Origin of the sequence: Geothrix sp. 21YS21S-4 (genome assembly GCF_030845995.1) — a bacterium.
In the GTDB taxonomy this organism is placed as follows: domain Bacteria; phylum Acidobacteriota; class Holophagae; order Holophagales; family Holophagaceae; genus Geothrix.
On sequence record NZ_CP132719.1, the window covers coordinates 1,578,590 to 1,595,951 of the forward strand.

Sequence of the window (17,362 nt, forward strand, 5' to 3'; positions counted from 1 at the left end):
CTACGTCAGATCATCCACCAGCACGACGATCAGGCGCTTGGGGCCGTGGACGCCGTACGCGAGGGTCTGCTCGATGTCGGCGGTCTTGCTAGGGCCGGAGATCATCAGGGCGTTGGGGGGCAGGGCGCGGCCCCAGCCCAGGGCCTTCACGGCGGACCAGAAGGTGTCCTGGATGGTGGAGGCGCGCAGCAGGGCGATGTGGATCGGCGGCACGAGGGACATGAGCCGCGGCTCGGCGGGGCCTGGCATCAGCAGCAGGCCGCCGGTTTCGGCGACGCCGCCCACGGTGCTGGTGAAGCCCGCCTCGATCGAGGTGAACAGCTCCTGCTTGAAGGCCTCCACCGGGCGGTCGTAGGCGAGGAGCTGCGGACCGTCGGGGGCCCAGGCGGCGGCAAGGGCCGCGCCGTCCTCGCTGGCGGGGCCGTAGAGCAGGTTCTTGAGCCCCTCGCGGTCGCAGAAGGCGCGGACCACCGCGGGCCAGGTATTCGGCGCCGCTTCGAGGAACTCGGTGTGGACGGCTTCCATGCCCTTGCGAAGGCGAGCCGCGCGCTCGGCGGCCGGCCACTGGCGGCGTTCGAGGACGGCGGTGTCGAGGTCGGGCAGGGGGCCGGAGGCGTTGTCGACGCGGAGGCGGCCCAGGATGGCGGAACGGGAATCAGGCATGGGGAACTCCCTCGGCGCGGACGCGCTCCTGCAGGGAGCGGCGGGCGGGCACGGGCTTGGTGCGGGATCGGGTCCAGTTCTTGATCAGGGGGGCGCCGGCGGGAAGGGCCTTCCCGAAGCGCGTGGCGAACCAGGCGGCGAGGCGGTAAAGCCCCGGGCGCTTGATGACGCCGGCCCACAGGCGCCAGGCCAGATCTTCCGTGCCGGTGCGGCCGGTGCCCTTGCCCATCACCTGGGAGGCGGCATCCTCGTGGGTGGCTTCCCGACGGAGGCGCACGAGGATCTCGGGGATGGGGATCTGCACGGGGCACACTTCCGCGCAGGCCCCGCAGAGGCTGGAGCCGTGGAGCAGGTCGTGGCGCACGCCCACGCCCTCCATCTGCGGCGTGAGGATCTTCCCGATGGGACCGGGGTAGACGGCCTCGTAGGCGTGTCCACCCACGCGGGTGTAGATGGGGCAGTGGTTCATGCAGGCGCCGCAGCGGATGCAGCGCAGGGTCGCGCGGAGCTGGGGATCGCCGTAGATGCGGGACCTGCCGTTGTCCAGGATGACCAGGTGGACTTCCTGCGGACCGTCCTTCTCGCCCGTGCCGCGGGGACCTGTGATCATGTTGAAGTAGGTGCTCACGGGCTGGCCGGTGGCCGAGCGGGTGAGGAGGGCGTAGAGCGGCGCCACGTCCTCAAGCTGCGCGACGACCTTCTCCAGGCCCATGACCGCGATGTGGAGGGGCGGGACGTGGGTGCTCATCCGTCCGTTGCCTTCGTTCTCCACGAGGCAGAGGGTTCCCGTTTCGGCCACGGCGAAGTTGACGCCGGACAGGCCCGCGTCCGCCTCCAGGAACTTCTGGCGCAGGACGCGCCGGGCCATGGCGGTGAGCTCGTCCACGTCCTCGGTGTACTTCGCATCCTTGATCTTCTGGCTGAACTGCCGGGCGATCTGATCCTTGTTCTTGTGGATGGCGGGCATGATGATGTGGCTCGGCGTCTCGCCGTCGAGCTGGATGATGTACTCGCCCAGGTCGGATTCCAGGGCTTCGATGCCCTTGGATTCCAGGAAGGCGTTGAGGTGCATCTCCTCGGAGACCATGCTCTTGCCCTTGACCAGCGTCTTCGCGCCGCGGGCCTTGAGCAGGCCGAGGATCAGCTCGTTGGCCTGGTCGCAGGTCTCGGCCCAGTGAACCTTGATCCCGTTCTTGGCGCAGTTGGCTTCGAGCTGCTCCAGCAGATCCGGCAGCCGGAGGAGGCTGCGGGAGCGGATGGCCGTGCCCAGGTCGCGGAGATCCTGCAGGTCGCGGGGATCGGGGAACTGGGCGAGGCGCTTGGCCATGAGCCCGTCCATGGCGCGGCGGAAATTGGCCCGCAGCTGGGGATCGAGGAGGGCCTTGGAAGCGGATTCGCGGAAGTGGACTTCGGTCTCAGCGTGCACTGGTGCGCTCCCACAGGAATTCGGCGATGTGCTGGACGCGGAGCTTGCTGTCCTGGGCCTCCAGCGCGCCGCCCACGTTCATGAGGCAACCGCCGTCCGTCGACAGCACCACGGAGGCGCCGGTAGCGACGGCGTCCGCGGCCTTGTCGCAGACCATGGCGCCGGACACTTCGGGCTGGCGGACCGCGAAGGTGCCGCCGAATCCGCAGCACTCCTTTTCCCGGGCCAGGGGCGCCAGTTCCACATTGGAGAGCTGGGCGATGAGGGCCTGCGGCTCACCCTTCAGCCCCAGGTCGCGCACGGCGTGGCAGGAGCTGTGCCATGTGACCTTCACCGGCTCGCCCAGATCCTTCAGCTGGACGTCCAGGACGTCCACCAGGAACTGGGTCAGCTCGTACACCCGGGCGCTGAAGGCCCGGACCTGGGCCTCTTCGGGATGGCCGTGGAACAGCTCGGGGTAATGGACTTTCATCATTCCCGCGCAGCTTCCCGAAGGAAGGATCACGGGCAGATCCTGGGGAAAGAGGGCGACCTGGCCGCGGGCGACATCCCGCGCCTCCTCCCAGTAGCCGCAGTTGAAGGCCGGCTGGCCGCAGCAGGTCTGGCCTTCGGGGAAGATCACCTCCACGCCGGCCCGGCGCAGGAGCTGGATGCCGGCCATGCCGGCATCGGGGAAGAACAGGTCTACGAGGCAGGTGCCGTAGAAGTAGACCTTCTTGGGCTTGTCGCCGTTCACTTGGAGGCCTCCGGGCGGGTAGCGGATTCGAGAAGGTAGAGGAAGCTGCGGTAGACCTGGCCGGTGGAGCGGGTCAGGCCCACTTCGCAGGTGCGGCTGCTGGAGAAGTAGCCGTCGAAGGACTGGGCTTTCACTTCGCGGGCCTCGTGCTTGGTGGCCGAGGCCGTCAGCTCGGCGTGGGTGAAGCCCCGGTCGCCCGCGAACCCGCAGCACCCGGCGTCTCGGGGAACCGTTACCTTGTCGGCGCAGGCCTTGGCCACGTTCTCAAGCTGGGGGACGAGGCCCAGCTTGGTGACGGAGCAGACCGGATGTAGGACAGCCGATCCGATCTTCCGCGTGACCTTGAGGCGGGGCAACAGGATGTCGTTGGCGAACGTGGTGCTGTCGAGGATCTTCAGCTTGTCGAAGCGGGCCTGGTTTTCGGGCGTCAGGTAGGCGCGGCTGGTGACCACGCCGTAGGTGCAGGGGCTGGTGTCCATCACGATGGCCAGGCGGCCCTGCTGGCTCCATTCCCAGAACTTCTCGATGGCGTGGTTGATGGTGTAGCGGTGGGCCTCGTCGTAGCCCTTGGAGCTGAAGGGCACGCCGCAGCAGGTGCCTTCCACGTCGAAGGGGATGTGGACGGGGTAGCCCGCCCGCTCGGACACCTTCACCAGCGCCTCCACGAGGCTCATGTCCTCGGGTTCGCCGGGCAGGTGGCCCATCATCCGGGAGATGCAGGCGGGGAAATAGATGGCCTGGGCGTTGACGGCGGAGGTGACGGGCAGCGCGGCTTTCGCCGGCTTGGGCATCTCCGGGCTCCACTGGTGGGAGGCGCCGAAGACCTTCATGGCCCGGGTGATGAGGGGCATGGCCTTGGGACCGAACACGCTCTGGATGATGTGGCCGGAACGCAGCGCCAGGCGCATGGCCGGCTCCACCGTGGCGAAGTTGCGGGCCACGGCGAGGGCGATCTTCTGGGCCCGGCGGGTGTGGCTGGCGCGGCGGAAGCGCTTCGTGAGCTGGCCCGTGTCGATGCTCACGGGGCAGGCCGTGGCGCAGAGGCCGTCCGCGGCGCACGTGTCCAGCGCCATGTAGGGGAACGCCTCCTGCAGGGATTCCAGCAGCGCCGGGTTCTCCCGATTCCCTTCCAGGCGGGCCATCTCGCGGCGGACGACGATGCGCTGGCGGGGCGTGAGGGTCAGTTCGCGGCTGGGGCACTTGGGCTCGCAGTAGCCGCACTCGATGCACTTGTCGACTTCCTCCTCCACGCCGGGCATGGGCTTGAGGTCGGACAGGTGGCACTTGGGGTCGGAGTTGATGATCACGCCGGGGTTCAGGAGGCACAGGGGATCCACCAGGGCCTTGAGCTTCTCCATCACGCCCTTGGCCTCGGGGCCCCACTCGGCTTCCACGAAGGGCGCCATGTTGCGGCCCGTCCCGTGCTCGGCCTTGAGGGCGCCGTCGTACTTGTTCACCACCAGTTCCACCACGTCGTCGATCAGGGCGGAGTAGCGCTCCACGGCAGCCTGATCGTTGAACGACTGGGTGATCACGAAGTGGAGGTTGCCATCCTTGGCGTGGCCGAACAGGATGGCTTCGTCATAGCGGTGCTTGGCGAAGAGCTTGGTTAGGTCCACCGCGGCGTCCGCCAGCTTCTCCACCGGGAAGGCCACGTCCTCGATCAGGACGGTGGTGCCGCGCTTGCGGACGGCGCCCACGGAGGGGAAGGTGCCCGAGCGGATCTTCCACATCAGGGCCTGTTCGACGGGATCGTGGGTGAAGCGGGCGGGCTCCAGCAGGGTGAGGTCCGCCGCCGCGGCCATGGCCAGGCTCTCCAGGCTGGCGCGGGCGGATTCGTCCTTCCCGTGGAATTCCACCAGCAGCGCGGCAGCGCCCTCGGGGAGGGTCTTGATGGTGGGCGGGGTGCCGGCCTGGTTCTCCACGGAGCGCAGGGAGGCGCGGTCCAGCAGCTCGAGCGCCGCCGCGCCCGCGTCGCGCAGGGGGATGATGGCGGCGCAGGCCGCGTGCAGGTCGGGGAAGATCAGGAAGCCGGTCACCTTCACGGGAAGGTCGGGCACGGACTTCAGGACGGCTTCCGCGATGAAGGCGAGGGTCCCTTCGGAACCCACCAGGACGTTCCGGAAGATGTCCACCGCCCGCTCGAAGTCGATGAAGGCGTTGAGGGAGTAGCCGGTGGTGTTCTTCATCCGGTACTTGGCGCGGATGCGCTCGGCCAGGGGACGGTTGGCCTCGATGTCGGCCTTCAGCTTGAGCAGGCCCTCGGCGAGGGCGGGCTCCGCCTGGCGGAACTTGGCGTCCGCGTCCGGGGCGGCGGTGTCGATCACCGTGCCGGAAGGGAGGACGAAGGTCAGGGATTCGAGCGTGTGGTAGGCGTTCTGGCTGACGCCGCAGCACATGCCGCTGGAATTGTTGGATAGGATTCCGCCCACGGTGCAGGTGTTGATGGACGCCGGATCGGGGCCCATCTTGGCGCGGTAGGGGCGGAGGGCGTAGTTCACGTGGGCGCCGATGACGCCCGGCTGCACCTTGACCTTCGCGCCGCCGTCCAGCACCTGGATGCCGCGCCAGTTGCGCGCCACTTCCACCAGGATGCCGTCGGAGACCGACTGGCCGGACAGGCTGGTGCCCGCGGCGCGGAAGGTCATGGGGACGCCGATCTCGCGGCTGAGCTTGAACAGGGCCCGGACCTCCTCCACGCTGCCGGCGAAGACCACGGCTTTGGGGATGAGGCGGTAGAAGCTGGCGTCGGAGGCGAAGGCGATCAGATCCACCGGCCGGTCGAGCACGCGGTCGGGACCCACGATGGAGACGAGGGAGTCCCTCAGGGATGCGGAGATGGCGGCGGTGGTCATAAAGACGTCCTCTCCCCCTTGCGGGGCGGCAAAAGGTCCCGCCGACGGGGGGTAGTCGGCGGGACCCAGATTATGCGTCGAAAGTCCGCCGGGCTACTTGGCCGGAGCGGGGGCGGGCAGGGCGGTCGCCGGAGCGCCGGGGACGGCGGGAGCGGGAACCGTGGCCACCGCGGGGGCGGCGGGCGGAAGCTGGGGCATCCAGTGGGCGGGGAGGACCTTCGCGTAGAGGAAGACCACCACGCCGACCATGGCGGCCAGCGACAGGCTGTGGAAGAACACGTAGCGCAGGATGGTGCCTTCCTCGCCCTGCTGGTTGGTGGCCACGGAAGCCACCACGAGGCTCTGGGCGTCGATCATCTTGCCCATGACGCCGCCGGTGGTGTTGGCCGCGGCGGTGATGATGGGGTTCAGGCCCAGCTGCTGGGCGGTGATCTTCTGGAGGCCGCCGAACAGCACGTTCGCGGAGGTGTCGCTGCCCGTCAGGGCCACGCCCAGCCAGCCCAGCATGGCGCTGAAGAAGGGGAACAGGGCGCCGGTGCTGGCGAACGCGAGGCCCATGGTGGCGTCCAGGCCGGCGGACTTGGACACGAAGCCCAGGGCCAGCATGGCGGCGATGGTGAGCAGGGAGATCTTCACGCGCTTGACGGTGTTGCCAAAGATCTTGAGCAGTTCCATGGGGCCGAAGCCGACGAGGAGGCCGCTGCAGATGCCGGCCAGCAGGAGGCTGGTGCCGGTGAGGGAGAGCCAGTTGAAGGTCCACACGGCGGCTTCAGCGGAGGGCTTGGCGACGACGGGGGGAGCCTTGATGACGTTCTTGTGGAGGATGGGGATCTCGAAGTTCTTGACGGTGTAGCCGTAGAGGAAGTTCGGCTTGTCCTTGGTGCCGCCGTTCAGGAAGGTCTTGACCTGAGGGGTGCCCCAGGCGAACACGAAGAGGGACAGGAACACCCAGGGCATCCAGGCCTTCACGACCTTGCCGGTGGGCTGCTCGACCTTGACCACCTTCACGTCTTCCTCGCGCTCGTGCTCATAGCGCCAGAGGGTCTTGGGCTGCCAGATCTTCAGGAAGAAGACCAGGGCCAGCATGGAGACGATGGCGCCGATGATGTCCACGAGCCAGGGGCCGTGGAAGTTGCTCACCAGGAACTGGGTGATGGCGAAGCTGCCACCGGCCACGAGGCAGGCAGGCCAGACTTCCATCATCGCCTTGCGGCCGGCCATGGTCCAAATGATCCAGAAGGGCACGATCAGGGAGAAGATGGGCAGGATGCGGCCGGCAGCGGCGCTCAGCATGTCCAGGGGCAGGCCGGTGACGCCGGCGAGGGCGATCAGCGGGCTGCCGAGAGCGCCGTAGGCCACGGGGGCGGTGTTGCCGATGAGGGCCAGACCGGCGGCCTGGAGGGGACGGAAACCGAGGCCGATCAGCATGGCCGCGGAGATCGCCACGGGGGTGCCGAATCCGGCGGCGCCCTCGATGAAGGCGCCGAAGCTGAAGGCGATCAGCAGGGCCTGGATGCGGCGGTCACCGGCGAGCCCGGCGATGGAGTGCTTCACCACCTCGAAATCGCCCGACTTCACGGTGATGTCGTAGATGAAGATCGCGTTCAGCACGATCCAGCCGATGGGCAGCAGGCCGAACAGAGCGCCGTGGACGGCGGCCATGCCCACCATGGGAACGGGCATGCGGTAGACCAGGATCGCCACCAGGGCGCAGGTGATGAGGCCCAGGATCGCGGAGTAGTGCGCCTTCACGTGCTTCGCCAGGAATCCCAACAAGACGAAGACCGGTAACGCGGCGACCAATGCCGATAGGAAAATATTCCCCATCACGGGGGAATAGACTTGGGTCCACGGGGTCATGAGGCCTCCAGATGGGTGGTAGGAAGGTGATGAAGAGGTGGTTTGGGAAAAGAACCTGGGGGAAGATTACAATGGGTCTAGTGGTCAGACCATATGCTGACCAGACGCATTTGGTCACATCTTTCATATCTCAGTTATTTCATCAGTTAGAGTGTGATGCATGGAGTTCGCACCCATCAAAACCAGGCGCCTCTACGAGGAAATCGTGGAGCAGATCAAGCAGCTCATCACCGACGGCAAGTTGAAGCCCGGTGACAAGTTGCTCGCCGAGAGAGATTTGGCGGAACAGTTTCAAGTGAGTCGCGCCTCCGTGCGGGAGGCGATCCGCACGCTGGAGATGCTGGGCGTCATCGACATCCGCCCCGGCGAAGGCACCTTCGTGCGCGGCACCGAGACCGACGACATCATCCGTCCGCTGGCCATGTTCCTTGCGGTGGAGCGGAACTCGCTCCTCGACATGTTCGAGATGCGCCGCATCTTCGAGACCGCCACCGCCCGCCTTGCCGCCGAACGCGGCACCGAGGAGGAGCTGGACCAGATCAAAGCCATGCTGGAGAACATGCAGGACCGGCTGAACGTGCAGGATCCGGAAAAGGGCGAGGAATTCGACGCCGCCTTCCATTACGCCGTTGCGGAAGCCACCCACAACAGCCTGCTCATCAAGCTGTTCAAGACCGTCTCCGAGGAGTTCGCCAAAGCCAACTCCGTCGCCCGGCGCCAGCTGTACCACGACAACGTCGAGAACGCCCAGCTGATCATCGACCAGCATTCCGAGATCTTCGAAGCCATCCGCTCCCGCTCGTCCGAAGCCGCGTCCCAGGCCATGCTGGCGCACCTGATCTTCGCGGAGAACGAGCTGAGGAAGTGGATCGTTTAGTGCGACTGCCGAGCGTGTTTCCCACGCCCGGCAGTGGCCCGGTGGCTACTAAATAGCAAATTCAAAGTAGTGTAGATAAATAAGTTAAATCAATACATGATGGCGTGTTGCCCCCAAATCTGCCCCCGTCGCTACAGGTTAGCCATCGCCCATCTCCAAAAACGGGACCGAGCCGCCCTACCGTGGATGAAGAACGGGTCCCAGTCGACGAAGCGGTGGACGCTGCCTGCACCGTGGTGGTACGGGGTGGGAATCTTATGATCGAGAGCGCTCTGGTCTGCGTGCCCTCGCCCAGCTATTCGGGGGATCCGGTGCCTGTGCCTAGCCGCCCACCCACCGTCCTGCCCTCCTCCTACCATGCAGACATCACAACTTCCCCACAAAGATCCTCTCCGGGAAGGCATACGCAACCCTCCGAATTGCGCGTAATGGGGACAAGGCCGAGAATCGTGAAGAGAGTCCTACCGGATTGCGGGCTGGAAAGGTAGAGGAGACCGGATGGCTACAAACGGCGATTCACCACTACCCCACGGCCTGAAGAAGCTCGATCTGGGTGGTGCAGTCCTGGCCTTCCTGGGCGACAAGATTACCTTCAACCCCAAGAAATCCCACTACCACTACACCTTCCACTTTGGCCAGGTGACTAAGGTCATGGATGTCCATCGCACCCGACGGGTGAAAGGCGAACCAGAAGTCCATGAGACCCTTTTGAAGATCCCCTACGAGCGTCTGCCGACCTTCATCGAAGGTATGGGGCAGGAAATTCTGGACGCTTATTGGTCTGTGCTTCGCCCCCTACGTATCGGATGGATGGCGCGGAACCGAATTGGCGCGGAACCGGCCCTCTTTCCTTCTGAAACGGGATGGCCAGAGGTCACGTCTGCTCGAAAGGGGCGCCTACATATTGATGAAGAAAAGGTCGCCGCCCGAATGGGACAGCTGGAGTTCTTGGATGATCTGTACGACCTTCCCATGGGCCAATGCTTTTCGCTGATCAGTTGCAGGAATCCTTACCGGTGGAAGACCTTCGGCTTCGGCATCCGGCTGGTAGGAAGACACGGGCAACCAAAGCTCTTCTGGTGTCCCTATCGGGCAATCAGTCGTCGGTTAAACCAGCTGGGCTCGAAGATGGAGGCCTTTATCTTGGCTCTACAGAAGTCTGGACCGGCCGACAACGATCACCCAGCATCTGTTACGGTGTGACTCCGGTTAGCCCTGAATTTCTTTCGGGACACGCTTAATTCGCTCACCCCCGGTGGGGAATCGCCTGAAAGTATTTGAAACTCTGCTGTGATGAATTACGCCCCCATTGGTAGTGTAATGACCCATCGAAAGCTGCTCAGGATGGGTTGTTAAGCAGGTAGGTCTGACGGGGGGTGTTCATGCCGAGGGCCTGGTGGGGCCTTTGGTGATTGTAGAAATGAATCCAGTCGCCGACGACGCGGGAGGCGTTCTGGAGGGTTTCGAATCGGTGGCGGTGGACGCACTGCTCCTTGAGGGTGCGGATGACGCGCTCGCAGAGGCCATTCTGCTCGGGGGTGTGGGGGGTGATGAATTCCTGGCGCAGGCCGTAACTGCGGACCAGGGCGGTGTAGCTGCGGGAGGTGAACACGAGGCCGTTGTCCGAGCGCAGGAGGAAGGGGTCAGCGACTCGGCCCAGGGTGCCGTATCGGGTGAGGAGGGCCTGCTCCAGGGCGGCCTCGGCGGTCCTGGACTTGCCGGAGCGGGAGAGGTGCCAGCCCAACAGCTCCCGGGTGCAGCAGTCGATGACGAGGGCGAGGACGGCCCATCCGTCCGGTCCAGATCCGGCAGAGGTCCGTGGCCCAGCGCTGGTCGGGCGCGGCGGCAATGGAGGGCTTGACCTCCACGCGAGGCCGGAATCCCACGGCGCGTTTCCGGACCTGCCATCCCATTTGCTGGAACACCCGCTGGACGGTGTTCTTGTTGAAGCCCAGGAGGTGGGCCACGGTGCGGTAGCCGTAGGAGGGCTCCCGCTCGATGAGCGCCTTGATCGGCTGGACGAATCGGTCCTGAAGGACGGGTGGCTTCCTCCGGGGCCGGTAGTACATCGTCCGCCGCGGCACCTCGAACCATTCGCACAGGCGGCTGAGCGGGACGGAGAGCCCCTCGTCTTTCAGTCCCTGCCGGACCGAGGCGATCACCTCTCGTCCGCGCCCAGCAGGGACGCTGCTTTTTTTCGGGCGCGCAGCTCCAGCATCGCCTCGCCATAAGCCTCCTGGAGGCCCTTGAGCTGCCGCTCGTACTGCTCCTTCACGTCCAGGGGCTTGGCCCGGAGGGCGTTCTCCATCCCGCGCTTGCCATCCTCGATCCAGCCCTCGATCTCCGAGGGCGGAAGGTCGAAGGCCCGGCTGGTTTCCGCCACCGTCGTCTTCCCCTGGATGATCTCCATCACCAGCGCCGCCTTCCGGCGTGCCGTCCATCGTTTGATCTCGTCTTCCATTGCTCCACTCATGGGGTCTCCTTTGGAGTATCTCCTGAGCAGCTTTTCAGTGGGTCATTACATGACAGGCGAAACCGAGAAGCGAGAGGTGAGAAGGAAGGTATGCCATACATGCATGGGGAGAGTCGAACAGAGGTTGGGCAGTCGGGTTGAGAACTCGTGATGGCCGACGGAGAGAGGACGCAGTAATGTCTGAAATCAACTCGATTTTGTAATAATCTTCATGCAGGAGGAACGCATGCCGGAAATTATGACCTGTGGTGCTTGCAGTGCAAAGTATGAAGTCGTAAAAAAGGATCTTCCATTCCGTGATCGCGACAGCATCGAGTGCGATTGTGGAGAGGAGCTTCTTTCTTGGAATGGCGGTGTCTGCTACATCGCCATTCGTCTGAAAGATTGATTGCCCAATAAATTAACGACTTACAAGGTTACCTGGGCTCCTCCTTGAGAAGGGCCACCCACTCATATTTTGAGTGGGTGGCCCTTCGTTTCATTTAGGTGCAATTGGACAAACCTGTAGATCACGGCCTAAATAATAGCGGTGACATGAAGAGTGAAGGTGTTTGTTGATTTTTCCGAGGGCTATCTTGGAAATTTTTGATAATTTTGAATTGCCAACTAATGCAATCTGCGGGTTCAGTGGGATAAATGGTTCTTCTGGTGGTGAATCAGGCACAATGAATTCACCGGCATCAGCCCGAACAATCATCCATTGATAACTTTCTAGATGGTCACAAATACGATCAATGTGAGTTTGAATTTGAATTCCTGTCATTTGTCGCCCTGCGATCGTTAAATTCGACCTTGCGAAGACATAGCCATTCTTCTCCAAACATTCTTCCTCATCTTTGGTCAATTCCCTTTCAACTCCTAGTGCATTCAATTTCACGTCTGGTAAAGGGTCCTTCTTAAAATGGGCTCGGCATTTCCACAGGGCAAAAAATCGAGTTGCCACCAAAGACGTATTCTCATCAAGGGAGCCCTGACGCGAAAAGATCACTTCACGAGCTAAGTCCTGAAATTCGTCTTCAATCCCTCTCATATACCCTTTTTCTGCGCGTTCATCCCAAGCCCGTTCTGCACAAAAAAGAGAGTGACTTGACTCTAGATGTAAATATTTTTTTGAAGTAATTAATCGCACATGAAGCCTGCCATCTTTATTTGAAAAGCGATCGAGGCTAGCAACCGGAAATACATGCTGTCGTACTACCAGATGATGTGGATTTCCCTTTTGGGTCGGCTCGGGTTTCACGAAAGTCCTAACGAAGGAATCAACCCGGCCCCGCCAGCACCGAGGTGATAAGCGCAGTCGATAAGGCAAAACGTTAAGAGAGCGGAAAGTGATGAAGTCGGGGTTCGCGTTGAGCGGGGTGTAAGGCCCTGAATGCAGATCCAAGGGACTTTGTTCATCGCCATAGCTGTGCCCATGGATGGGAGACCTTCGGCAATTGAAGATTACCAATCCGAGAAATCAGTCGAAGCTGAGCAAAAATGCGGTGGTGAGATTGCCAGGAGGAGAGGATGGATTGGTCTTCGATTACTGCAACTGTGCCACCTTGTGAGCCGATTCGAACATTCAAAGGATTGATCTGGTTATTTAGGCAGAAATCAAAGAGGAGTCTATCAAAGGTCTGCGGGGGAGTGTGGTCTACTGCGTAATTTTGGCGAGTGATGATTTCATTAGTGTACGGGCAGATCAGGGGCTGCCGAAGCTCTCGGTCACGGAACTCATAAATCTGAGGATTAACTGCCTCGCGCGCGGCATTACGAAAATCGCGCAACGCTTGCGGGAGAAGGGCCATTGTTGTCGAGTTAGGAACAAGACGAATTGCATGAGCAAAGGAAATATCGATCCGATCACCAGTCGATTTCTGAAGAACAAAGCAGCGAGTCCCTTGAATCGTTGTCTGAGTGGAAATCCCTGTTACACCTCCGCTTGATTTTTCCAGCCATTCATCATGGTATTGGAATAGTGTCATGAGAAATGGAACAGGGTCATCTGCAACGAACGTTGCATCAGGTGTTGCTCTAAGGATCTCTCGGCATCGTGCTGTAATGGCCTCTTTGGTTGCGAAAAGTTCCTCTGCGACCAGATACGGCATTGGATTGGTGCTCCTTGTCGGTCTAACTCTGTTCAAGTGGTACGTGGGGGCCTGAGGTCGCCTTCAGGCTTACATCCAGGACATGGACCATCAGCCTATGACGTATTTCGGAGGGGATCTGAGCCTCAAGGCGTGCTTTAAGCTCTCCTGGAGTAGCGGGCTTCTTCCGATCGGACCCCATGGGATCATCAATCGGGTCACACTTCAGTGTTTTCTAGGCTTTTTGGATGTTGTCGGATGTCACGGGATGTTGACTTGGTGGCCCCGGTGGGGTTCGAACCCACGACCAAGCGGTTATGAGCCGCCAGCTCTGACCGCTGAGCTACAGGGCCGGGGCCAGTTTAGCCACATGCCGCGGCGCTCCGGATCACACCGGATCCGTCCTTAAAGGGAAAGGCCCACTATCCCTTGAGAATCCGAAGACAGGGACTAGCTGCGAAGGGAGCGGCCGCCTTGCGCGAAATCGAGGAGCTGGATCATGCGCTCCGCGAGGGAAGGCAGGTCGGGCGCCTCCAGCAGGAATTGGCGTTCCGTCGGTTCGAAATCGAGGGCCATGGCCAGGGTGTTCAGGCGCGCGGCATCCTCCAGGGGAAGATCCAAAAGCTCCTTGAGCTGGGCCTCAATCCCCTCCGACGCCGCGTAGGCGTGAAGGGAATCCATCAACCGGCGGCGGTGCGGCCCCGGCCACAGCACGGAGGGATCGAAAGTCAACCGCTCCGTCCGGGCCTGGCGGAAGCTCTTGCCGGGGGCTTCATCCAGGATCCTCACTGTTTCCTTACCTTGCACGAGAAGGTTCCAGCGCCCACCCGTGAGTGGCTCGGCTTTCACCACCTCCGCGAGACAGCCCACGTCGAAGGTGGAAGCCCTTTCTCCGAAGGGTCCCGCGTCCGGGGTTTCCCGCATGAGCACCAGGACGAAGTGGTGGTGCCCATTCAGCACTTCCACCGTCATCTCCTGATAGCGCGGCTCGAAGATGTGCAGGGGAAGGTAAGTCTGAGGGAACAGCACCACATGGGGCAGGGGAAAGAGAGGAAGAATGGCTGGTAGCATGAACACCTTGCTGGCCATCGCATCGGAGTCGGAACCGTGAAGGATGAGAACGAGGCCGCTGGAGCGGGAAGGGCCGGAGAGGCCGTGCTGGACGCCGCGCGCGAAGGGCTCGCGGATCTGCGGGAGACCTGGGATCCCCTCCAGGTCGATGCGTGGTGCGCCGCGATCATGGGGCGCCCCGGCCGGGTGGTGCTCACCGGCATGGGGAAGTCGGGCCTCGTCGCCCAGAAAGTGGCGGCGACCCTCGCCTCCACGGGCTGCCCCAGCTTCTTCCTGCATCCGGCCGAAGCCCTCCACGGCGACGTGGGCATGGTCACGCGGGAGGACTCGGTCCTGGCGCTCTCCAACAGCGGGGAAAGCGAAGAGGTCGTCCGGTTGCTGCCGAGTCTCCTCCGCCTGGGAATCCCCCTCGCGGCCATCACCTCGAAGCCCGAGAGCAGCCTGGGGCAGGCAGCTCAATGGACCTTCGCCTACCGCCTCCCCTTGGGCGAGGGATGTCCCTTGGACTTGGCACCCATGGCCAGCACGACCCTGCAACTGGTGTGGGGAGATCTCCTCGCCGCCAACCTGATGGCGCGCCGGGGCTTCACTCGGGACCACTTCGCGCTCAATCATCCCGCTGGAAGTCTCGGTGCAAAACTAATGAAAGTAAAAGATTTGATGCACAAATCGTGGCCGATGGTCGCTCCTTCCGCCAGCCTCACCGTCGTCCTCAAAGCCATGACGGGAGGCCGGCTGGGGATGACGAGCGTAATGGAGGGGCCTGAGTTGCACGGTCTCATCACCGACGGCGATATCCGCCGCGCTCTGGAGGCCGCGGAGTGGGAAGGTCGGAACCCCCTGGAGCTCCGGGCGGGCCAGATCATGACTCGCCGCCCGATCCAGATCAGCGATCGCGCCCTCGCCATCGAGGCTGCCGCCGACATGGAGGCCCGGAAGATCACCTTTCTGATGGTGGAGCGGGAGGGCCGTCCATGCGGCGTGATCCACATCCACGATCTGTTGGCAGCAAAGGTCTTGTAAGATCCTTTCTTTGTTCGAGGCTTGTTTTTGATGTTACATAATATACATTATCGAAAGTTAAATTTGGACCTCTCGTGCCTTCAGTTCTGACCCGCTACGTCCTCCGCCGATGGAGCTTTCCCCTCCTGGGAGCCCTCCTCTTCTACGGCCTTCTTCTCCTGGCCAACGAGATGGTGGCCATCGCCAAGGAGATCTTTTCCGAGGGGGCGCCGCTCCGCTGGCTACTGCCGCTGCTGCTGACCTCCTTGCCGGAAATCCTGGGGATGGTCCTTCCCATGGCCGCGGTGCTCGGGGGGCTGATGGGCACCCAGCAGTTGATGGAAGGCTCTGAATTGGTGGCGGCCCAGGGGCTTGGCGCTGGTCGGCGAACCTGGCTGGCCCCTTGGGGCTTCCTCGCCGGAGCCCTCCTGGTCCTGGCCACTTTGAACGCCCACCTGGTGGTGCCGGCTGCGGCGCGAGTCCAGCAGCACCTCCGGATCCGGATGACGCAAGAGGCGCAGGCCCGCTTCCTTCGGCCGGGCGCCCCACCCTGGTTCCCTCCCAGTGCCCCCCAATCCGCGTTCTGGGTGTCGCCGGAAGGCCAGATCCACATCATGGAGTCCACCCCTCAGGAGGTGCAGCACCTGACGGCCGCCACCATGACCTACGCGGTGGAAGCCAAAGCGGACGCCTCCTCGGAGCTGCAACTCCACCTGTCCGGGATCCAGGGGGTTCTCTATCAGACCGCCGGAACGGGCAGCGTGATCCACCTCCATCAGGAAAAACAGGTTCTGAGGTTCCCGGTTCCTTCGGCCACCCGCCTGTTGCCGCCCACGCCCCTCCGCTACGAGGGGACCTTCGCCCTGTTGAAACAGGCGCGGGAAGCCCCAGCCGACACACCCGAAGCTCGTGAACGCCAGATCCTCGCCTTGATCGAGGTATGCCGGCGCACCACGCTCCCCATTGCCGCTGTGGCTCTCCTTCTTCTGGGCATCGGCCTTGGGTTCGGACATCCCCGCTTCTATCGGGGAGGGGCTATTCTGAAGAGCATGCTGGTTATCGTCGTCTACTACTTGATGATGAAATACTTTGAAAACATGTGGTTGGCTCAAAAATTGAAAACGGTTGTGCCCCTTCTTCTCGTTCCCTTCCCATTTCTCATCGCCGGATGGCTGGTCCTTCGTCAGCGGCTGAAACCCCACCATCCCAGTCGCTTCGGACGAAACCTCTCGCCCCTTCTCGGGCCGTTTCGCACGCGCTTTGCCCCGATCTTTGGCGGAGTAGCAAAAGTGAAGGCCAATTTCCTCTGCTGGATCCACGGCAAGGGGACCCAGCACGGCATTCTCCGCCACTGGTCGAGCCTGGCCTGGTGGCGCAACTGGATGTCCACCCTGGGCAGCCTGCTGGTATTGAATCTCCTGGTGGAATACGCCACCCTCGCTGGAGATCTATCTAAGAACGGCGTGCATCTTCATGTCTTTGTTCGTTATTGGTTCTGGAACCTCCCCCCCTTCCTAGTAGTTGCGCTACCCATGGCCTTCCTGCTGGGAACCCTCCTCTCCCTCTCGGAGGCGGCTCTCAGCCGGGAATGGCTCGCCATGCGAGCGGGAGGCGTCAGCCTTCTCCGCTGGCTATGGAGCAGCCGCTATGCCTGGGGAGTGGTCACGCTGCTCACGATGGTGCTTCAGATCTGGGTGGCGCCCATCGCCATGAATCACGCCAACAAGCTTTACCGAAGAATTCTCAATCGGTCTGAAATCCAATCTTCGGCCCATCCCTGGCTTCACCTGGGCTCCACCGGGGTCCTGTGGCATCTGCAAGCCGATCAGCGGTGGGGGTTTCCACTCAAAGCCGCCGGCGAGGCCCCGATCCTGCTCCATTGGCGCCTGGGCGCTCCCTATTCCGAAGCCTTGGCCTGGGGGGGGCTCGGACTGGTCCAGGGGCCCGCGGCGGATCGCCTCTTCCCCGCGGAGGCCCTCAGGGAATCCGCCTCGGCCGAGGAATCCCGCACCACGGATCTCTTCCATTGGCAGCGGTGGGCGCCCGATCCTCAGCGCGCCTACATGCTGTGGAGCCGACTGCTCGGCTGGCTGGCGGGCCCCTGCCTCGTCGTGGCCATGCTTTCCTTCGCCTTTCCCGGCCCGCGGCAGGGACGAGGTCAGGCCCTGGGCGCGGGACTGGTGGCGGGGTTGGTCTACCTCGGTCTGCAGACCCTGTTCGGGGGCGCGGCCCGAGCCGCCGAGATCCCCGCCTACTGGGGAGCCGCCGCTCCCCTTCTCTTCCTATTGTCGATCTCTCTGCTGCGCTTGCGCCGCCTGAAGACCTAGCCG

The 17,362-nt window shown here is 62.9% G+C and carries 15 protein-coding genes and 1 tRNA gene; 5 read left to right on the top strand and 11 right to left on the bottom strand.

Annotated features, from left to right (window positions below; genetic code table 11):
* The 5 genes from RAH39_RS07170 to RAH39_RS07190 form a co-directional block, all read right to left on the bottom strand.
* Window positions 1–663, bottom strand: a complete 663-nt coding sequence (locus RAH39_RS07170) for a LutC/YkgG family protein (protein WP_306589398.1) — start codon at window positions 661–663, stop codon at window positions 1–3.
* Complete coding sequence (locus RAH39_RS07175; protein WP_306589399.1) at window positions 656–2,089, bottom strand: LutB/LldF family L-lactate oxidation iron-sulfur protein; 1,434 nt, start codon at window positions 2,087–2,089, stop codon at window positions 656–658. Before RAH39_RS07175 ends, RAH39_RS07170 begins: the two co-directional genes overlap by 8 nt.
* The gene (locus tag RAH39_RS07180; protein ID WP_306589400.1) at window positions 2,079–2,825 is read right to left on the bottom strand and encodes a (Fe-S)-binding protein; all 747 of its coding nucleotides are present in this window, start codon (window positions 2,823–2,825) and stop codon (window positions 2,079–2,081) included. Before RAH39_RS07180 ends, RAH39_RS07175 begins: the two co-directional genes overlap by 11 nt.
* On the bottom strand, window positions 2,822–5,680 hold the full coding sequence (locus tag RAH39_RS07185) for an FAD-binding and (Fe-S)-binding domain-containing protein (protein ID WP_306589401.1): 2,859 nt from the start codon (window positions 5,678–5,680) through the stop codon (window positions 2,822–2,824). The genes RAH39_RS07180 and RAH39_RS07185 overlap by 4 nt, the downstream gene beginning before the upstream one ends.
* Window positions 5,681–5,773: 93 nt before the next feature.
* Window positions 5,774–7,540 carry an L-lactate permease gene (locus tag RAH39_RS07190; RefSeq protein WP_306589402.1) on the bottom strand — a complete coding sequence of 589 codons (1,767 nt, stop codon included), beginning with the start codon at window positions 7,538–7,540 and terminating at the stop codon, window positions 5,774–5,776.
* Between the two features lie 160 nt (window positions 7,541–7,700).
* Here RAH39_RS07190 and RAH39_RS07195 point away from each other — a divergent pair, with 160 nt between their 5' ends.
* Window positions 7,701–8,417 carry a FadR/GntR family transcriptional regulator gene (locus RAH39_RS07195; protein WP_306589403.1) on the top strand — a complete coding sequence of 239 codons (717 nt, stop codon included), beginning with the start codon at window positions 7,701–7,703 and terminating at the stop codon, window positions 8,415–8,417.
* Window positions 8,418–8,915: 498 nt separating this feature from the next.
* Entirely contained in the window at window positions 8,916–9,620 is a 705-nt protein-coding gene (locus RAH39_RS07200; protein ID WP_306589404.1) for a hypothetical protein, read from the top strand.
* Window positions 9,621–9,756: 136 nt separating this feature from the next.
* On the opposite strand, the gene RAH39_RS07205 is transcribed toward RAH39_RS07200, so the two are convergent.
* Both RAH39_RS07205 and RAH39_RS07210 read right to left on the bottom strand, forming a co-directional pair.
* The gene (locus tag RAH39_RS07205; protein WP_373467318.1) at window positions 9,757–10,161 is read right to left on the bottom strand and encodes an integrase core domain-containing protein; all 405 of its coding nucleotides are present in this window, start codon (window positions 10,159–10,161) and stop codon (window positions 9,757–9,759) included.
* Window positions 10,162–10,575: 414 nt separating this feature from the next.
* Complete coding sequence (locus RAH39_RS07210; protein ID WP_373467319.1) at window positions 10,576–10,890, bottom strand: DUF1153 domain-containing protein; 315 nt, start codon at window positions 10,888–10,890, stop codon at window positions 10,576–10,578.
* Window positions 10,891–11,116: 226 nt separating this feature from the next.
* Here RAH39_RS07210 and RAH39_RS07215 point away from each other — a divergent pair, with 226 nt between their 5' ends.
* Window positions 11,117–11,278, top strand: coding sequence for a hypothetical protein (locus tag RAH39_RS07215; protein WP_306589407.1), 162 nt, complete (start codon window positions 11,117–11,119; stop codon window positions 11,276–11,278).
* Window positions 11,279–11,368: 90 nt separating this feature from the next.
* Here RAH39_RS07215 and RAH39_RS07220 read toward each other — a convergent pair whose 3' ends face one another.
* The 4 genes from RAH39_RS07220 to RAH39_RS07235 all read right to left on the bottom strand — a co-directional run bounded on the left by RAH39_RS07220 (window position 11,369) and on the right by RAH39_RS07235 (window position 14,030).
* Window positions 11,369–12,130: a DUF4238 domain-containing protein gene (locus RAH39_RS07220; protein WP_306589408.1), complete on the bottom strand. Its 762-nt coding sequence runs from the start codon at window positions 12,128–12,130 to the stop codon at window positions 11,369–11,371.
* 154 nt (window positions 12,131–12,284) lie between these two features.
* Window positions 12,285–12,980: a DUF3223 domain-containing protein gene (locus RAH39_RS07225; RefSeq protein WP_306589409.1), complete on the bottom strand. Its 696-nt coding sequence runs from the start codon at window positions 12,978–12,980 to the stop codon at window positions 12,285–12,287.
* 256 nt (window positions 12,981–13,236) lie between these two features.
* Window positions 13,237–13,312 (bottom strand) — tRNA-Ile (locus tag RAH39_RS07230).
* A 97-nt stretch (window positions 13,313–13,409) separates the two neighbouring features.
* Window positions 13,410–14,030 (bottom strand): LON peptidase substrate-binding domain-containing protein, encoded by a 621-nt coding sequence (locus RAH39_RS07235; protein WP_306589410.1) that lies wholly within the window; start codon window positions 14,028–14,030, stop codon window positions 13,410–13,412.
* Window positions 14,031–14,066: 36 nt separating this feature from the next.
* On the opposite strand from RAH39_RS07235, the gene RAH39_RS07240 reads away from it, so the two are divergent.
* Entirely contained in the window at window positions 14,067–15,053 is a 987-nt protein-coding gene (locus RAH39_RS07240; RefSeq protein ID WP_306589411.1) for a KpsF/GutQ family sugar-phosphate isomerase, read from the top strand.
* Window positions 15,054–15,127: 74 nt separating this feature from the next.
* Entirely contained in the window at window positions 15,128–17,359 is a 2,232-nt protein-coding gene (locus RAH39_RS07245) for an LptF/LptG family permease (RefSeq protein WP_306589412.1), read from the top strand.
* The last annotated feature ends 3 nt before the right edge of the window (window positions 17,360–17,362 follow it).

Excerpts from the sequence above, each read along its gene's own strand:
- RAH39_RS07170 (WP_306589398.1), bottom strand. The coding sequence starts at position 663 with ATGCCTGATTCCCGTTCCGCCATCCTGGGCCGCCTCCGCGTCGACAAC.
- RAH39_RS07185 (WP_306589401.1), bottom strand. The coding sequence starts at position 5,680 with ATGACCACCGCCGCCATCTCCGCATCCCTGAGGGACTCCCTCGTCTCC.
- RAH39_RS07190 (WP_306589402.1), bottom strand. The coding sequence starts at position 7,540 with ATGACCCCGTGGACCCAAGTCTATTCCCCCGTGATGGGGAATATTTTC.
- RAH39_RS07195 (WP_306589403.1), top strand. The coding sequence starts at position 7,701 with ATGGAGTTCGCACCCATCAAAACCAGGCGCCTCTACGAGGAAATCGTG.
- RAH39_RS07200 (WP_306589404.1), top strand. The coding sequence starts at position 8,916 with ATGGCTACAAACGGCGATTCACCACTACCCCACGGCCTGAAGAAGCTC.
- RAH39_RS07210 (WP_373467319.1), bottom strand. The coding sequence starts at position 10,890 with ATGAGTGGAGCAATGGAAGACGAGATCAAACGATGGACGGCACGCCGG.
- RAH39_RS07215 (WP_306589407.1), top strand. The coding sequence starts at position 11,117 with ATGCCGGAAATTATGACCTGTGGTGCTTGCAGTGCAAAGTATGAAGTC.
- RAH39_RS07225 (WP_306589409.1), bottom strand. The coding sequence starts at position 12,980 with ATGCCGTATCTGGTCGCAGAGGAACTTTTCGCAACCAAAGAGGCCATT.
- RAH39_RS07235 (WP_306589410.1), bottom strand. The coding sequence starts at position 14,030 with ATGCTACCAGCCATTCTTCCTCTCTTTCCCCTGCCCCATGTGGTGCTG.